Annotated in this window: 11 protein-coding genes; 5 read left to right on the top strand and 6 right to left on the bottom strand. The window is 70.3% G+C overall.

The window, feature by feature from the left end; all coding sequences use genetic code 11:
- Positions 1–91 precede the first annotated feature (91 nt).
- From ACZ4Z4_RS32045 to ACZ4Z4_RS32030, 4 genes are all read right to left on the bottom strand, one after another.
- Positions 92–1,828 carry a sensor histidine kinase gene (locus ACZ4Z4_RS32045; RefSeq protein ID WP_468335151.1) on the bottom strand — a complete coding sequence of 579 codons (1,737 nt, stop codon included), beginning with the start codon at positions 1,826–1,828 and terminating at the stop codon, positions 92–94.
- Between the two features lie 114 nt (positions 1,829–1,942).
- Positions 1,943–5,491, bottom strand: a complete 3,549-nt coding sequence (gene cydD / locus ACZ4Z4_RS32040) for a thiol reductant ABC exporter subunit CydD (protein WP_468335148.1) — start codon at positions 5,489–5,491, stop codon at positions 1,943–1,945.
- 36 nt (positions 5,492–5,527) lie between these two features.
- Complete coding sequence (gene cydB, locus ACZ4Z4_RS32035) at positions 5,528–6,532, bottom strand: cytochrome d ubiquinol oxidase subunit II (RefSeq protein ID WP_468335146.1); 1,005 nt, start codon at positions 6,530–6,532, stop codon at positions 5,528–5,530.
- Positions 6,533–6,557: 25 nt separating this feature from the next.
- Positions 6,558–8,096, bottom strand: a complete 1,539-nt coding sequence (locus tag ACZ4Z4_RS32030; RefSeq protein WP_468335143.1) for a cytochrome ubiquinol oxidase subunit I — start codon at positions 8,094–8,096, stop codon at positions 6,558–6,560.
- Between the two features lie 276 nt (positions 8,097–8,372).
- Here ACZ4Z4_RS32030 and ACZ4Z4_RS32025 point away from each other — a divergent pair, with 276 nt between their 5' ends.
- Positions 8,373–8,747: a cyclophilin-like fold protein gene (locus tag ACZ4Z4_RS32025; RefSeq protein WP_468335141.1), complete on the top strand. Its 375-nt coding sequence runs from the start codon at positions 8,373–8,375 to the stop codon at positions 8,745–8,747.
- A gap of 41 nt (positions 8,748–8,788) precedes the next feature.
- Here ACZ4Z4_RS32025 and hisC read toward each other — a convergent pair whose 3' ends face one another.
- Positions 8,789–9,871: a histidinol-phosphate transaminase gene (gene hisC, locus ACZ4Z4_RS32020; protein ID WP_468335138.1), complete on the bottom strand. Its 1,083-nt coding sequence runs from the start codon at positions 9,869–9,871 to the stop codon at positions 8,789–8,791.
- A 395-nt stretch (positions 9,872–10,266) separates the two neighbouring features.
- Here hisC and ACZ4Z4_RS32015 point away from each other — a divergent pair, with 395 nt between their 5' ends.
- The 3 genes from ACZ4Z4_RS32015 (at position 10,267) to ACZ4Z4_RS32005 (ending at position 13,760) form a co-directional block, all read left to right on the top strand.
- Positions 10,267–11,388: a LacI family DNA-binding transcriptional regulator gene (locus ACZ4Z4_RS32015; RefSeq protein WP_362992161.1), complete on the top strand. Its 1,122-nt coding sequence runs from the start codon at positions 10,267–10,269 to the stop codon at positions 11,386–11,388.
- 242 nt (positions 11,389–11,630) lie between these two features.
- Positions 11,631–12,686 (top strand): metallophosphoesterase, encoded by a 1,056-nt coding sequence (locus ACZ4Z4_RS32010; protein WP_468335135.1) that lies wholly within the window; start codon positions 11,631–11,633, stop codon positions 12,684–12,686.
- A 180-nt stretch (positions 12,687–12,866) separates the two neighbouring features.
- Positions 12,867–13,760, top strand: coding sequence for a hypothetical protein (locus ACZ4Z4_RS32005; protein WP_468335132.1), 894 nt, complete (start codon positions 12,867–12,869; stop codon positions 13,758–13,760).
- A 260-nt stretch (positions 13,761–14,020) separates the two neighbouring features.
- On the opposite strand, the gene thiC is transcribed toward ACZ4Z4_RS32005, so the two are convergent.
- Positions 14,021–15,859 carry a phosphomethylpyrimidine synthase ThiC gene (gene thiC / locus ACZ4Z4_RS32000; RefSeq protein WP_468335129.1) on the bottom strand — a complete coding sequence of 613 codons (1,839 nt, stop codon included), beginning with the start codon at positions 15,857–15,859 and terminating at the stop codon, positions 14,021–14,023.
- Between the two features lie 219 nt (positions 15,860–16,078).
- Here thiC and ACZ4Z4_RS31995 point away from each other — a divergent pair, with 219 nt between their 5' ends.
- Positions 16,079–17,563, top strand: coding sequence for a YibE/F family protein (locus ACZ4Z4_RS31995; RefSeq protein WP_468335126.1), 1,485 nt, complete (start codon positions 16,079–16,081; stop codon positions 17,561–17,563).
- The last annotated feature ends 161 nt before the right edge of the window (positions 17,564–17,724 follow it).

Here is a 17,724-nt window from a genome sequence, read left to right as displayed (position 1 = left end):
GCGATGCCCCGTACGGATCAGCCGTGTACCGCCGAACAGGCCCCCTCCACCACCGGCTGTACCACCGAACAGACAGGCCTCCTCCACCCGATCAGTACGGTGCCTCCCACACCACCGTCGTACCGCCGCCGTCCTCACCGATCCCGGGCCCGTACCAGCTGTCGCCGCCGAGCGACTCCGCGCGCCGCTTGAGGTTCTTCAGGCCGCTGCGCCGGCCGCCCTCCGCGATGCCCACGCCGTCGTCGGCGACGGTCAGGCGTACGCCCTGCTGCCCGTCCGGGAGGAGCACCGTCGAGTCGACCACGACGTCGATGCGGGCCGCGTGGGCGTGCCGGAACGCGTTGGACAGCGCCTCCCGCAGCGCGGCGATGAGGTTCTTTCCCGTCAGTTCGCCGACCACCGTGTCGACCGGCCCCACGAAGTGGTGCGAGGGCTTGAAGCCGAGCGGTACGGCGGCCATGTTGATCTCGCGCAGGACGCGGGTGCGCAGCCCCGACGGAGCTTCTGCGGGCCCTTGCTGGAGCGCGAAGATCGCCGTGCGGATCTCCTGGATCGTCACGTCCAGTTCGTCGACCGCCCTGCCGACACCGATCTGCACCTCCGGGACGACCGACCTGCGCTGGGCGCTCTCCAGCATCATCCCGGTGGCGAACAGGCGCTGGATGACGAGGTCGTGCAGGTCCCTGGCGATCCGGTCGCGGTCCTCGTAGACCGCGAGCCGCTCCCGGTCCCGCTGGGCCTCGGCCATCATCAGCGCGAGCGCGGCCTGCGAGGCGAACTGGGTGGCGAGGGTCCGCTCGGCCTCGCTGAAAGGACGTGCCCCGCGCGCGCGGGGCGTCACGAGCGTCCCGAGGACCCGGCCGTCGCTCTGCAGCGGCAGCATCATCACGGGGCCGTAGGCGCGGGCGAGCTCGGTCATGACGCGCGGGTCGCTCGCCACGTCGTCGATGAACACGGACTTTCCTTCGAGGAGGTCGGCGACGATGCGGCTCTCCGGAGGGACGGTCATGCCGAGCGCCCCGGTCGGTTCGTCCGAGGAGACCGCGACGATCTCCATGCCGCCCTCCTCGTCGGGCAGCAGCACGATGCCCGCGGCGGAGTCCGCGAGATGCCTGGCCTGCTCCGCGACGACCGCGAGCGCCTCCTCCGCGTCGCTGCCCGCCAGCAGGGCGGTGGTGACCGCCACGGAGCCGTCGATCCAGCGTTCGCGCTGCTTGGCGGCTTCGTAGAGGCGTGCGTTCCCGATGGCGATGCCGGCCTCCGTCGCGAGTACGCGGACCATGTGCACGTCGTAGTCGTTGAACTCGGCCCCGTCCCGCTTCTCCGTCAGGTAGAGGTTGCCGAAGATCTCGCCCTGTACGCGGATGGGGACGCCGAGGAAGGTCCGCATCGGCGGGTGGTGGCGCGGGAAGCCGCAGGAGCGCGGGTCCGCGGAGAGGTCGGGCAGGCGCAGCGTCCTCGGCTGGTGGATGAGCGTGCCAAGCAACCCTTTGTGCCCGTCGGGCAGGTGCCCGATCCGCTCGGCGGTCTCCTCGTCGATGCCGTGGTAGACGAAGTCGGAGAGGCCTTTGCCGTCCTCGGCGACGACACCGATCGCGGCGTAGCGGGCGTCCGCGAGCTCGGCGGCGGTCTCGCAGATGCGGTCCAGCGTGGCGTGCAGTTCGAGTCCGGTGCCGACCGACCGCATGGCTTCCAGCAGTTGCGGCACCCGGGACGTCAGCTCGGGCGAGAGCCCTTGGAGGGTGCGGGTCGCCCGCGCCGCCGCCCGCACCGAGCCCGGTGTGCCGTCGGGGAGCGGGGAGTCGGCGGAGGCCGAGGGGGCTGACATGCCTTTGAGCCTAGTAAGTCCTATTTGCAGGGGAAAGTCGAGGTCACCGTCACCCCACGAACCGGCCACTCTCACCCCGCACCCGGCCACTCTCACCCCGCCACCAGCTCCCCCTCACCCCACCAACAGATCCGCCGCCCGCTCCACCTCCAGCATCCGCCGCAGCGGCCCCTCCGCCGCCGCGAGCTCCGCGTACGTGCTGCGCTGCGCCACCCGCCCGCCGTCGAGCACGAGCACCTCGTCCACGGCGTCGAGTCCGGCCAGCCGGTGCGTGATGAGCAGCGTCGTGCGCCCCTCGGTCGCGGCCAGCAGGTCGGCGGTCAGGGCGTCGGCGGTCGGCAGGTCGAGGTGTTCGGCGGGCTCGTCCAGGACGAGGACGGGGAAGTCGGCGAGCAGCGCGCGGGCCAGCGCGAGACGCTGCCGCTGTCCCCCGGAGAGGCGGGCCCCGTGCTCACCGACGAGCGTGTCGAGCCCGTCGGGCAGGGAGTCGGCCCAGCCGTCGAGCCGCGCACGCTCCAGGGCGTCCCGCAGTTCGGCGTCGGTGGCGTCCTTCTTGGCGAGCAGCAGGTTCTCGCGCACCGAGCTGTCGAAGATGTGGGCGTCCTGGGCGCACAGCCCGACCATGCCGCGCACCGTGTCGCCGTCCAGCGCGGCCGCGTCCGTGCCGCCGAGCGTGTACGTCCCTTCGTACGCCCCGAGGAACCGCAGCAGCACCTGTGCGAGCGTCGTCTTGCCGGACCCGGAGGGACCGACCACGGCGATTCGCCGCCCCCGCTCCAGCGTCAGGTCGACGCCCGCGAGCGCGGGCGCGTCGGTGGACTGTCCTTCGTAGCGGGCGCACAGCCCTTCGACGCGCAGCGGGAAAGGCGTACGAGGGGCCTCTGCGGGCACGGCGGGCTCGGGGACCGGCACGGGTGCGTCGAGGACTTCGTAGACCCGCTCGGCGCTCTTCCTGACCCGCTGGCGGTACTGCACGGCGAGCGGCAGCCCCATCACCGCCTCGAAGGCGGCGAGCGGCGTCAGGATGACGGCGGCGAGGGCCACGCCGCTGAGCCTCCCGTCGTGGACCGCCTGCACGCCGACGAGCGCGGCGGCTGCCACGGTGAGCCCGGTGACGAGGGCCCCGAGGCCGTCGCCGAGCGCGGTGGCCGTGGCGCCCCGCGAGGCGATCCGGGTCAGCTCCGCGTCGGCCTCCGCGGCCTTGGCCGTACGAGGCTTCAGCGCACCGGCGACGGTCAACTCGGCGGTCCCGGTGAGGAGGTCCGCCACGCGGGTGGCGAGCGCCCCGCGCGCGGGTGCCAGCTTCCGCTCCGCGCGCCGGGCCACGGCACCGCTCACGAGCGGCACACCGACCCCCGCCGAGAGGAGCCCCGCGGCGAGCACGGCGCCCGCCTCCGGCAGCAGCCACGCGGTGAAGCCGACGGCTCCGGCGCCGACGACGGCCGCGGCGGACGCGGGGAGCAGCCAGCGCAGCCAGTAGTCCTGCAAGGCGTCGACGTCGGCGACCAGACGGGAGAGGAGGTCACCGCGGCGGGCCCCGCGCAGCCCGGCGGGGGAGAGCCGCTCCAGGCGCCGGTAGACGGCGACCCGGGTGTCGGCGAGCATCCGCAGCACGGCGTCGTGCGAGACGAGGCGCTCGGCATACCGGAAGACGGCGCGGCCGATGCCGAAGGCACGGGTCGCCGTCACGGCGATCATCAGGTACATCACCGGGGGCTGCTCCGAGGCCCGGGATATCAGCCACCCGGACGTGGCCATCAGCCCTACGGCGCTCGCGAGGGCCAGGCTGCCGAGCAGCAGCGCCAACGCCAGCTGGCCGCGCCGCGCCCGCGCCGCGTGCCGCACCCGGGCCAGCACCCTGCCCTGCGGACGGACGGCCTCGGCACCGACATCGGCACCGGCCTCACCAACGGCGGACCGGGCCACCACCTGGTCGCCGTGCTGGTCTCCCGTACTGCCGCCGGACCCCGCGGACCGGCGCGCCCCCGGAATCACGGAAGCCGCGGAAGCGGCAGAAACAGGGGATGTTGCGACCGCGACACCCAACCGTACGACGCGATCAGCGACAGCCAGCAGCGCCGGCCGGTGCACGACGAGCAGCACGGTCCGCCCGACGGCCAGCCGCCGCACCGCCTCGACGACCTCCGCCTCGGTGCCGCCGTCCAGGGCCGCCGTCGGCTCGTCGAGCAGCACCACGGGCCGGTCGGCGAGGAACGCCCGCGCCAGGGCGAGGCGCTGCCGCTGCCCGGCCGAGAGCCCCGCACCGTCCTCCCCCAGCTCGGTCCGCGTTCCGGCGGGCAGCGCGTCCACGAACTCCAGGGCACCCGCCTCGCGCAGGGCCTCCCGCAGCTGTGCGTCGTCCGCCTCCGGCCGCGCGAGCCGTACGTTCTCCGCGATGGTCCCGGCGAAGAGGTGCGGCCGCTGCGGCACCCACGCGATCCGCTCGCGCCAGCGCTCGGGCGAGACCTCCGCCAGGTCGACGCCCCCGACCCGCACCCGTCCCTCGGTGGGCGGGACGAACCCGAGCACCACGTTCAGCAGCGTCGTCTTGCCGGCCCCGCTCGGCCCGACCAGCGCCACGGTCTCCCCGGGCGCCACCTCGAAGGACGCCCCGGAGACGGCGTCCGACGCCCGCCCCGGGTACCGGACCGTCACACCCTCCACGCTCAGCACGCCCGAAGGCGCCGCCCCCGTCCCGGCGGCCGGCGCCGGCGTCTCCAGTACCTCGAAGATCTCCTCGGCGGCCGAGAGCCCCTCCGCCGCCGCGTGGTACTGCGCGCCGACCTGCCGCAGCGGAAGGTAGGCCTCGGGGGCGAGGACGAGGACGACGAGACCGTCGTACAGCTCCATCTCGCCGTGGACGAGCCGCATGCCGATGGTCACCGCGACCAGCGCGACCGAGATCGTCGCGAGCAGTTCCAGGGCGAACGACGACAGGAAGGCGATGCGCAGCGTCCGCATCGTGGCCTGCCGGTACTCGTCGGTGATCTTGCGTATCGACTCGGCCTGCGCCTTGGCACGGCCGAAGACCTTCAGCGTCGGCAGGCCCGCCACCACGTCGAGGAAGTGGCCCGAGAGGCGCGAGAGGAGGCGCCATTGGCGGTCCATGCGGTTCTGGGTGGCCCAGCCGATCAGGATCATGAAGATGGGGATCAGGGGCAGCGTCACGACGATGATCGCCGCGGAGACCCAGTCCTCGGTGACGATGCGGGCCAGCACCGCCACCGGCACCACCACCGCGAGCCCCAACTGCGGCAGATACCGCGAGAAGTAGTCGTCGAGCGCGTCCACGCCACGGGTCGCGAGCGAGACGAGCGAGCCGGTCCGCTGGCCGGTCAGCCACCCCGGCCCGAGCTCGCCGGCGCGCTCCAGGAGCCGCCCCCGCAGCTCCGACTTGACCGCCGCACTGGCCCGGTGCGCGGCGAGCTCCGTCAGCCAGGAGACCAGCCCCCGCCCCACCGCGACCACCGCGAGCAGCACCAGGGGAGTGCTCAGGTCACCTACGGACCGCCCGTCCTGGAAGGCGCCCACCACGATCTCGGCGATGAGCATCGCCTGCCCGACGACCAGGCCCGCCCCGGCCAGCCCCAGGACCACGACCGCGACCAGGAAGAAGCGAGTGGCGCGGGCGTACCGGAGCAGGCGCGGGTCGATCGGTTTCACGTGAAACACACCCTCCAACAGAAACGGTGAACGGTCTCAGTGCGCGGCGTCCGCGATGTGCTGCGTCCCGATCCGCTTGCGGAATACCCAGTACGTCCAGGACTGGTAGAGCAGCACGACAGGCGTCGCGATGCCCGCGCACCACGTCATGATCTTCAGGGTGTACGGACTCGACGAGGCGTTGGTGACCGTGAGGCTCCACTCGTCGTTCAGCGACGACGGCATGACGTTCGGGAAGAGCGTCAGGAAGAGCATCGCGACGGCCGCCGCGATCGTGATCCCGGACAGCGCGAACGACCAGCCCTCTCGCCCGATCTTGATGGCGACGATGGCGCCGACCAGGGCGACCACGGCCACGACCATCGCGACCAGGCTCTTGCCGTCGCCCTTGTCGGCCTGCGTCCAGAGCAGGAACCCGAGCGCGAGCACCGCCGTGACGAGTCCCAGGCCCAGCGCCGCCCTCCGCGCCCGCACCCGGATGTCGCCCACCGTCTTGAGCGAGGCGAACACCGCGCCGTGGAAGGTGAACAGCGTCAGGGTGACCAGTCCGCCGAGGAGCGCGTACGGGTTGAGCAGGTCCAGGAAGCCGCCCACGTACTCCTTGTGGGCGTCGATCTTCACGCCGCGCACGATGTTGCCGAAGGCGACGCCCCACAGCAGTGCCGGGATCAGCGAGGTCCAGAAGATCGCGTGCTCCCAGTTGGTCTGCCAGCGCTCCTCGGGCCGCTTGGCGCGGTACTCGAAGGCGACACCGCGGACGATCAGGCAGATCAGGATGATCAGCAGCGGCAGGTAGAAGCCGGAGAAGAGTGTCGCGTACCACTCGGGGAAGGCGGCGAAGGTCGCGCCGCCCGCCGTGAGCAGCCACACCTCGTTGCCGTCCCAGACGGGACCGATGGTGTTGATGAGGACCCGCTTCTCGACCCGGTCGCGGGCGAGCAGCTTGGTCAGGATGCCTATCCCGAAGTCGAAGCCCTCCAGGAAGAAGTAGCCGATCCACAGGACCGCGATCAGTACGAACCAGACGTCGTGAAGTTCCATGTCCTCGTCGCTCCTTCCTTCCGCTTCAGTAAGAGAAGGCCATGGGCCGGTCGGCGTCGGAATCGGAATCGGAGTCCTTGCCCGATCCGGGTCCACTGATCCTGGTCGGCGGGTTGAGATCCGCCTCGGTCAGCTCGGGCGGACCCGACCTGACGTACTTGAGCAGCAGCTTCACCTCGATCACGGCGAGGATCGCGTAGATGAGCGTGAACCCGATCAGCGAGGTGAGCACCTCGCCCTGGGAGACCCCGGGCGAGACCGCGTCCTTCGTGCGGAGGACTCCGTAGACCACCCAGGGCTGCCGCCCCGTCTCGGTGAAGACCCAGCCCCAGGCGGTGCCGATCAGGGGGAAGATCAGGGTCCACTGCGAGAGCCGCCACCACCAGTTGCCGAGCTTCGGCGCGAGCTCCTTGTTCTTGGTGAGCATCAGCTTGGGTATCTCGTCCGCGCCGGTGCGGTGCTCCGGTGCGAGCCAGAACTTCTTCCGTGTCAGCCAGAGGCCCGCGGTGCACAGCGCCATCGAGACACCGCCGAAGCCGATCATCCAGCGGTACGACCAGTAGGCGGTGGGGATGTTGGGCCGGTAGTCACCGGGCCCGTACTTCTCCTGCGCCTCCTTGTTGAGGTCGTTGATGCCGGGGATCTCGGCGCTGAAGTTGTTCTTGGCGAGGAAGGACAGGACGCCTGGGACCTCGATGGCGACCTTGTTGTGGCCCTCGGCGACGTCGCCGTACGCGAAGAGCGAGAACGGTGCCGGCTTCTCGGTCTCCCACAGCGCCTCGGCCGCCGACATCTTCATCGGCTGCTGCTCGTACATGACCTTGCCGAGGGTGTCGGCGCTGACGACGGTGAGCAGCGTGCCGACGAACGCGGTGACCAGGCCGAGCCGCATCGACATCCGCATGGTGCGGATGTGCTGCTTCTTGCGCAGGTGGAAGATGGCGATGCCGGTCATGAAGGCGCCGCCGACCAGGATGGCCGCCGAGATGACGTGGAAGAAGTTGACGAGCGTCGTCTCCTGGAAGAGCACCTTCGAGAAGTCGGTGAGCTCCGCGCGCTTGGTGCCGTCGCGCTCCACGATCTTGTAGCCGACCGGGTGCTGCATAAAGGCGTTGGCGGCGATGATGAAGTACGCCGACAGGATGGTGCCGATCGAGACGATCCAGATCGTCGCGCAGTGCAGCTTCTTCGGCAGCTTGTCCCAGCCGAAGATCCACAGGCCGATGAAGGTCGACTCGAAGAAGAAGGCGATCAGCGCTTCGAAGGCGAGCGGCGCCCCGAAGACGTCACCGACGAAGCGGGAGTAGTCGGACCAGTTCATGCCGAACTGGAACTCCTGCACGATGCCGGTGACGACACCCATCGCGATGTTGATCAGGAACAGCTTTCCCCAGAACTTGGTCGCTCTGAGGTAGTGCTCCTTGCCCGTCCGGACCCATGCCGTCTCGAGGATCGCCGTGAGGGCGGCGAGGGAGATCGTCAGGGGGACGAACAGGAAGTGGTAGACGGTCGTGATGCCGAACTGCCATCGCGCCAGGGTTTCCGGCGCCAGAGCCAGGTCCACTGCGTCTCTCCTTACTCACCGTGCCCACAGCGACCGGTCGCCCCTTTTGCCCCACTGATCTCGGGACGAACCGGGGCACGCTTGTGAACGCGTTCACATTCACAAGCATTATGTCGTACTGGTGGTCGGAACCCCAAAGGGGGGTCCCTCTTACCGAGGGAAACGGCACGGAGGCACGGAAAAAGGCCCCGGGCGCCACCGACCGAGACCTCCCGAAGCCTCCCAAGGCCCTTCAGGGCCTTCCCAAGAACTTCAACATATTGTTGAATCCGCGCCATGCACATACGGATCTCGTGGCCCGCCGGCCACCTCACCGCGACCCTCGACGAGACACCGACCAGCCAGGCTCTCGGCAAGGTCCTGCCGCTCTCCACCACGGCCCACACCTGGGGCGAGGAGGTCTACTTCGACACGGGCGTCAGCGTTCCGCGCGAGGCCGACGCGCGGCAGGTCGTCGAACCCGGCACGGTCGCCTTCTGGACCGACGGCGACGCCCTGGCGCTCCCCTACGGGCCGACGCCGATCTCGCGAGGCGACGAGTGCCGCCTCGCGAGCCCGTGCAACCTCCTGGGCCGCCTCGACGGCGACCCGCGCCTGCTGGCCACCGTCCGCTCCGGAGACCCCATCCGCGTCGAACTCGCGACCGGCTGACCGACGGCGGCCGCGCACACCCGCGGACGCCCGCGACGGCCTCAGAGCTCCTTGCGGAAAGCCTCCGCCGCCTGAAGGAAGATGTCGTTGGCCTCGGTCTCGCCGATCGTGGCCCGCATCCCCTCGCCCGCGAACGGCCGCACGACGACGCCGGCCTTCTCGCACGCCGCCGCGAAGTCCGCCGTACGGTCACCGAGCCGCAGCCACACGAAGTTCGCCTGCGTCTCGGGCACCGTCCACCCCTGGCCCCGCAGCGCCTCGACCACGCGCGTGCGCTCCGCGACCAGCGACCCGACCCGGCCCATCAGCTCGTCCTCGGCGCGCAGCGACGCCACCGCCGCGTCCTGCGCGAGCTGGCTCACCCCGAAGGGCACCGCCGTCTTGCGCAGCGCGGCGGCCACCGGCTCGTGGGCGACCGCGAAACCGACACGCAGGCCCGCGAGGCCGTACGCCTTGGAGAACGTACGCAGCACGCAGACGTTCGGCCGGTCACGGTAGATCTCGATGCCGTCCGGCACCTCGGGGTCACGGATGAACTCGCGGTACGCCTCGTCGAGCACGACCAGGACGTCGCCCGGCACCCGGTCGAGGAACCGCTCCAGCTCGGCCCTGCGGACGACGGTGCCCGTGGGGTTGTTGGGGTTGCAGACAAAGATGAGGCGAGTGCGGTCGGTGATGGCGTCGGCCATCGCGTCGAGGTCGTGGACCTCGCCGTCCGTCAGCGGCACCCGCACCGACGTCGCACCGCTGACCTGCGTGATGATCGGGTACGCCTCGAAGGACCGCCACGCGTAGATGACCTCGTCGCCCGGTCCCGAGGTGGCCTGGAGCAGCTGCTGGGCGACGCCGACGGAACCGGTGCCGGTGGCGATGTGCGACGTCGGCACCCCGAAGCGCTCGGCCAGCTCGCTCATCAGGGCCGTGCACGCCATGTCGGGGTAGCGGTTGAAGGACCCGGCGGCGGCGAGCGCGCTCTCCATGACGCCGGGGAGCGGCGGGTAGGGGTTCTCGTTCGAGGACAGCTTGTAGGCCGCGGGACCGTCGGCCGCCGCCGCGGGCTTGCCCGGCTTGTAGGTGGGGATCCCCTCCAGCTCGGCGCGCAGCCTCGGGTTCGTCTCGCTCACCGCAGTCCTCCTCTTAGCCAGTCACACCAGTTCGAATGCTGCTTACCTTATGAGGATTCGGCGCCGCTGCGAATGGCCTTCCGGCATCGGTCCACGGACGGCCCCGCACCGCCCCGCGCAGGCGCGCGCAGCGGGGGGAGCGCCCCCCGCCCTGCCTCGCGCCGGTGGCTCGCTCCGTGGCGCGCATCCCCCGTGAAGGTGAGTTGAGACCTCTTCGAGACCTGACTCATTCAGCAGGCCCGCACGCGACGATCAGGTGCAGGCACCCGTGGATCTCGTCAACTACCTTTATTTCCAAGGTCATTGGCGGCGTGGCGCCATGCAGAAACGTGCCTGTCAACGCGTGCATATGCGCCCCTGCTACCCACCCCCATGAGCCCTACTATCGGCTCGCCATGACAGCAGCAGGGAAGCACCAGGTGAGCCGAGCGGAGACCGCACGCCGGGGCAACCGGCAGAGTCGAGCGGGGATCAGAGACGTCGCCGCCGCCGCCGGTGTCTCCATCACGACTGTCTCCGACGCCCTCAACGGCAAGGGTCGGCTCCCCGACGCCACCCGACGCCACGTCCGCGAGGTCGCAGAGCGGTTGGGCTACCGGCCCTCCGCGGCGGCCCGCACCCTCCGTACCGGCAAGTCGGGCCTCATCGGCCTGACCGTGACGACATACGGGGATGAACCTTTCACCTTCACCGAATTCGCCTACTTCGCCGAGATGGCCAGAGCCGCCACATCGGCCGCGCTCGCCCGGGGATACGCCCTGGTGATCCTGCCCGCCACCTCGCGCCGCAGCCCCGTCGACGTGTGGTCGAACGTCGCACTCGACGGCACCGTCGTCGTCGACCCCTCCGACCACGACCCGGTGGTCAGCGAGCTGGTCCGCCAGGGCCTGCCGGTCGTCTCCGACGGGCGCCCGGCAGGATCGCTCCCCGTCACGGCCTGGGTCGACAACGACCACGAGGCCGCGGTCCTGGAGATCCTCGACCACCTCGCGGCCGCCGGCGCCCGCCGGATCGGGCTCCTCACCGGCACCACCACGGACACCTACACCCACCTGTCCACCACCGCGTACCTCCGCTGGTGCGAGCGCGTCGGGCAGGACCCGGTCTACGAGTCCTATCCCGCCCACGACCCGTGCGCGGGCGCCGTCGCCGCCGACCGGCTGCTCGCCCGGCCCGACCGGCCCGACGCCGTGTACGGCCTCTTCGACCCCAACGGCACCGACCTGCTCGCCGCCGCCCGGCGGTACGGCCTGCGCGTCCCCGACGACCTGCTGCTCGTCTGTTGCAGCGAGTCCACGGTGTACGCCACCACGGAACCGCCCATCACCACGCTCTCCCTCAAACCGCGCCGCATCGGCACGGCCGTCGTACAGCTCCTCATCGACGCCATCGAGGGCCTCGACACGGGCCGGCCCGTCGAGCAGGTGATACCGACCGAACTGATCGTGCGCACCTCGTCCGAGCGACGTCCGCCCCGCACGACGGTCAGTCCACCACGCTCGTCCGGCTCCGGCTGATCGCTCCCGCTCTCGTACGCGGACCTGGGCAGAGGCCGGTTTCCTCCCCGCCACCAGCGGGGAAACCTCTGCCCAATTCGGGAGAAATCCGCAATGAACCAGGGTCCGGCACCGATTCACCACCCCTGGTGCACCACACAGCGGGAGCCGCATTCCTATGATGGGCGGACGACACCGCGGGCCGCAGCGACCAAGCAGTCCGATCTCGGTGCAGATGCGGCGCAATGGTGGTGGAGGGGTCGATGACTCAGGGGGCCGGTCAGGGACCCGATGTGCGGACGGCGACGCTGCGCGACTTCCGCGTACCCGCGTACATCCATGAGACGACCGGCCCCGCCGCGGGAGGTCCCGGCTCGCCCGGCGAGGCGCCGGACGAGGGGTACACCCCCACCCAGCGCGACCTGCCGGTCATCAACCGCGGTGACACCGTCCAGGTGCAGGTCATGCCGGAGCCCCCGCAGCCGCGGCCGAGCGACGAGCACGGCCCGCTGTTCGTCGTCGGCGATGTGCACGGCTATCTGGACGAGCTCGTCGCGGCCCTCCAGGAGCAGGGCCTCATCGACGCGGAGGGCAGCTGGGCCGCGGGCAACGCGCGCCTGTGGTTCCTCGGCGACTTCACCGACCGCGGGCCCGACGGCATCGGCGTCATCGACCTCGTGATGCGCCTGTCCGCCGAGGCCGCCGCCGCCGGCGGCTACTGCAAGGCGCTCATGGGCAACCACGAGCTGCTCCTGCTCGGCGCCAAGCGCTTCGGCGACACCCCCGTCAACTCCGGCGCGGGCACCGCCACCTTCCAGGCCGCCTGGTTGCTGAACGGCGGCCAGAAGACCGACATGGAGCGCCTGGAGGACCACCACCTCCAGTGGATGGCCCGCCTCGACGCGATGGAGGAAGCCGACGGCCACCTCCTCGTGCACTCCGACACGACCGCCTATCTGGATTACGGCGACTCGATCGAGGCAGTGAACGACACCATCCGGGAGACCCTCACGCGCAACGACGCGGACGAATGCTGGGACCTCTTCCGCAAGTTCACCAAGCGCTTCGCCTTCCGCGACGAGTCGGGCCCCTCGGCCGTACGGGAACTTCTCGACATGTACGGCGGCACACGCATCGTCCACGGCCACAGCCCCATCCCCTACCTCCTGGGTGACGTCGGCTCCGAGGACGAGTCGGACGGCGGCGGTCCGGTCATCGAGGGCCCGCATGTTTATGCCGACGGCCTCGCCATCGCCATGGACGGCGGCGTGACCATGGCCGGAAAGCTGCTGGTCCAGCAACTCCCCCTGGGTATCTGAGCGTTAACCGGGCAGGCGCTCCTCTACACGATCACGCTGGCCAGGGGGGCAATTTCCGGAAACCCCCTGTCACCGCGTGCCGTCACGGCTCTACCATCGGCTTATCCGTAGCAGGCTCCCCTCCGTTTCTGCCCAACGGCTCGTAGCCATGCGAGCCTCAGCCCTACGGAGCATCGGGGGATGCACATGAACAGCGCTCCACACCTGCTCAATGAGGACCGCCCGGCATACGAGCGGATCCTCGATGAGGCGCTGCGCACCGCACCTGACCGTCCCGAACTCGCCGCAGTGGGCCAGCGGCTCAACACCGAACAACTGCGCACCATGGCCCTGAACGCGACAGCACTGATCACGGCCGCAGCCGCGGCCGAGTACGCGCACTACGTGAAGGTTCGCGAGGAGTTGCGCGAACCTCGACCGTCGTCCACGTCGATCCGCGAAGGGAATGGACAGAGCGCCGCGGAGTCGGGCTCCGGCGGCGTCAGCCTCGCCACCACGATGGGCGAGGTCGCCGAACCAGCGGCAGCGGGAGCCGGGGCGATCGCCGTCGTCGCGGTCCTCGCACCCGTCCTCGCGGGGGCGGCCGCCGCGATATTCCTGCTCGTCGGCTACATCCTGAAGATGCTCACCCCCGAGCCCGCCTTCGCGGACACCCTGCTCACCGCGGGATGGCTGTTCGGCGCGCTCACGGCGGGGGGCATCCTGGTCGCAGCGGTCGGTCTCCTGCTGACCGCCCTGCGCAACGGCTCCACCTCGCTCCAGGCAGGACTGCACGGCGAGCGGAACGAGGAGTTGGTCCGAGCCAGGGAGAACTGGAGCCGGGCGCTCCTGGAGCGGGGCGTCGTGCCGTTCCTGCGGGAGGCCCTGACGGAACCGGGCGGGCCCTCCGCGGCCCGCACGCCGTCGGCGAACTCAGGGGTCTCCGGGGCGAACGGCCGCATGCCCCAACTCGGCTACCACCGACCGGGGTTCAGCAGCCCGGAAGGCGGCCCGACCGCAGGGCCGCGTCCGAGCTTCTCGAGCCCCGACTTCACCAGCCCCGACTTCGGCGGGCCCGACCACAAGCCGGAGTAACGGGGCCGGGGGACCGGGCCGGGCCGGGGCCAGGCCATGGGGCTCGACACCGCCTCGGCGCGCCGCTGTCGGCGAGCGGCGGCGCAAGCCGGAGGCGTACTGACAGGTGGGTGGGACCAACACGTCCGCGACTGCCCCGTCCGCACGGACGGGGCCGCCCACGACGTCACGCGACAACCGATAAACGGCACGAGTGCGCACGCGGGAGCAGGGCCGTGACCGGCGCGGCCGAAGTCGGCACACGGCCTTGCTCAAGCGGTTCAGTCGGCGATCGGCAGATAGACCCGGTTGCCCGCCGCCGCGAACTCCTTGGACTTCTGCTCCATGCCCGCCGCGATGTCGTCCGAGTCCAGATCACCGCCGTGCTGGCGACGGATGTCCTGGGAGATCTTCATCGAGCAGAACTTCGGCCCGCACATCGAGCAGAAGTGTGCCGTCTTCGCGGGCTCGGCCGGCAGCGTCTCGTCGTGGAACTCCCGTGCCGTGACCGGGTCGAGCGCCAGATTGAACTGGTCCTCCCAACGGAACTCGAAGCGCGCGTCCGAGAGCGCGTCGTCCCAGTCTTGGGCGCCGGGGTGCCCCTTGGCCAGGTCCGCCGCGTGCGCCGCGATCTTGTACGTGATGACACCGGTCTTCACGTCGTCGCGGTTGGGCAGGCCCAGGTGCTCCTTGGGTGTGACGTAGCAGAGCATGGCCGTGCCCCACCAGCCGATCATCGCGGCGCCGATGCCGGAGGTGATGTGGTCGTAGGCGGGCGCGATGTCGGTGGTCAGCGGGCCGAGCGTGTAGAACGGCGCCTCCTCGCAGATTTCCTGCTGGAGGTCGATGTTCTCCTTGATCTTGTGCATCGGGACGTGACCGGGGCCCTCGATCATCGTCTGTACGTTGTGACGCTTGGCGATCGTGTTGAGTTCCCCGAGGGTGCGCAACTCGGCGAACTGCGCCTCGTCGTTGGCGTCCGCGATCGAGCCGGGCCGCAGGCCGTCGCCGAGCGAATACGTCACGTCGTACGCCGCGAGGATCTCGCAGAGCTCCTCGAAGTGCTCGTAGAGGAAGCTCTCCTTGTGGTGAGCGAGACACCAGGCGGCCATGATCGAACCGCCGCGCGAGACGATGCCGGTCTTGCGGCGCGCGGTGAGCGGAACGTACGGAAGCCGTACGCCCGCGTGCACCGTCATGTAGTCCACGCCCTGCTCGGCCTGCTCGATGACCGTGTCCTTGTAGATCTCCCAGGTCAACTCCTCGGCCTTGCCGTCGACCTTCTCCAGGGCCTGGTAGAGCGGCACGGTGCCGATCGGCACGGGGGAGTTGCGCAGGACCCACTCGCGGGTGGTGTGGATGTTGCGGCCGGTGGAGAGGTCCATGACCGTGTCGGCGCCCCACTGGGTCGCCCAGGTCATCTTGTCCACCTCCTCCTCGATGGAGGAGGTGACCGCGGAGTTGCCGATGTTGGCGTTCACCTTCACCAGGAACTTCTTGCCGATGATCATCGGCTCGATCTCCGGGTGGTTGACGTTGGCGGGGATCACCGCGCGGCCGGCGGCGACCTCCTCCCGGACGATCTCCGGGTCCATGTTCTCGCGGATCCCGATGAACTCCATCTCGGGCGTGATCTCGCCGCGGCGCGCGTACGCCAGCTGCGTCACCGCCTGCCCCTGGCGGCCCCGGCGCGGCTGGCGGGGGCGGCCGGGGAAGACCGCGTCGAGGTTCTTCAGTCCGCCGCGGGGCGAGGTGTGCTTGATGCCGTCGTCCTCGGGGCGGGGCGGGCGGCCCACGTACTCCTCGGTGTCGCCGCGGGCGATGATCCAGTTCTCCCGCAGCGGCGGCAGGCCGCGGCGGACGTCGGTCTCGGCCGACGGGTCGGTGTACGGGCCCGAAGTGTCGTACAGGGTCACGGCCTTGCCGTTGGTGAGGTGCACCTGGCGGACCGGCACGCGCAGGTCGGGGCGCGAACCCTCGACATACGCCTTGTGCCAGCCGATGGACTTCCCGGCCTCGCCGCCCTCGACCTGGTTTTTCTGGTCGTTCTGGTCGTTCTGGGCGTAGTTGTTCTGATTGTTCTGCGTCGAGGCAGGCGTGCGTGCGTCCGATGTGGTCATGAGACCTACTCCCTACGCCGGCATTACCCGGTAACAGGTTCGGCGGTCGACGCAGCGAATCCCGTACGTTTCGTGCACTCTTCGTGCCGTTTCGTACGGAGGTCAGCGCCCTCTCAGCCCGGTGCTCCGAGCTCCCGCGATTGCAAAGGTGGCTCCACGCTAGCGTCATGTCGGCCGCGCTGAACAGAGGGCCCCCTCCGTTCTTGCGATGATCGGTCAGTGACCACCACACAGCCGCCGCCTCCGCCGCCCCCACAACCGCCCTCCTCCGGGATGCCTCCGGAGGGGCACGGACATGGGTCCGGGCACGGGCATGGGTCCGGGCACGGACACGGGCATTCCCACAGTCACGGCCCTGCCGCGCCCGTCTCGAAACACCTGCGCAAGGTCATCGCCGCGGTCCTGATCCCCTTCGCCACCGCGGTCCTCGTGGGGCTCGTGGTGCTCTGGCCCGGCGGCACGCCCTCGCATGAGCGGACCGGCGTCGGTTTCGACCGGCAGACGCAGTCGGCGAAGGTGACGAAGGTGCAGGAGCTGCCCTGCAAGGAGCTCAGCCCCTCACAGCCCCCGCCGACCGGCGACACCTCCACCCCGGAGGGCCAGTCCGCGCAGAGCCGGGCCAAGGGCACCTGCAAGAAGGCGACGATCGAGGTGAGCAGCGGCAAGGACAAGGGCCGCACCTTCACCGAGATCATCCAGCCGGACTCGCCCCGGCAACTGCGCCAGGGCCAGGAGGTGGTGGTCGCCTACGAGCCCAAGGCACCCGAAGGACTCCAGTACTCCGTCACCGACGTGAACCGCAAGATCCCGATGGCGCTGCTCGCCGGCATCTTCGCGCTCGCCGTCGTCGTGGTGGGACGGCTGCGCGGCGTGATGGCCCTGGTCGCGCTCGCCATCAGCTTCATGGTGCTCACGTTCTTCATCCTGCCGGCGATCCTCCAGGGCTCGAATCCGCTGGTGGTGGCGGTGATCGGGGCGAGCGCCATCATGCTGATCGCGCTCTATCTCTGCCACGGCCTCACGGCCCGCACATCCGTCGCGGTACTCGGCACGCTCATCTCCCTCCTGCTGATCGGGCTGCTCGGCTCGCTCTTCATCGGCTGGGCCGCTCTCACCGGCAACACGGACGACAACACCGGCCTCATTCACGGCCTGTACCCGTCCATCGACATGAGCGGTCTCCTGCTCGCGGGCGTCATCATCGGCTCGCTCGGCGTACTCGACGACGTCACGGTCACCCAGACCTCCGCGGTCTGGGAACTGCACCAGGCCAACCCGACGATGGGCTGGCGCGGCCTGTACCGCGCGGGCATCCGCATCGGCCGCGACCACATCGCCTCCGTCGTCAACACCCTCGTCCTCGCCTACGCGGGCGCCGCGCTGCCCCTGCTGCTGCTCTTCTCGATCGCCCAGTCCAGCGTGGGCACGGTGGCCAACAGCGAGTTGGTCGCCGAGGAGATCGTGCGCACCCTGATCGGCTCGATCGGCTTGGTCGCCTCGGTACCGGTGACGACCGCGCTGGCCGCCCTGGTCGTCTCGGCGGACCGCACGCCCGGGGGCGGGCGGGGTGCTGCTGGTGGTGGTACTGGTGGCGTTGTCGGTGGTGGTGTCGGTGGTGCTATTACTGCCGGCGTCGGGGGCGCGGGCCGTGGGAGCGGGGCTCGGCCTTCCCGCGGCGGGAAGGGGCGCCGCCGCAAGCGGTGACGGGGAGGCCGGTCGGTGGCCTCGGCTGCGGTCGAAGTCGAGGAGGTCGGGGAGGTCAGGGAGGTCGGGGAGGTCGGGAAGGTCGGGGAGGCCATGGAGGCTGTCGATGCCGTGAAATGCACCAAAGTGCCTGCGGGCCTTCGCTTCTTGACGAACCCGGA

It is taken from the genome of Streptomyces sp. NPDC030245 (assembly GCF_055572995.1).
The sequence above is the reverse complement of the archived record's forward strand: the minus strand, read 5'-3'. Positions and strand labels throughout refer to the sequence as shown.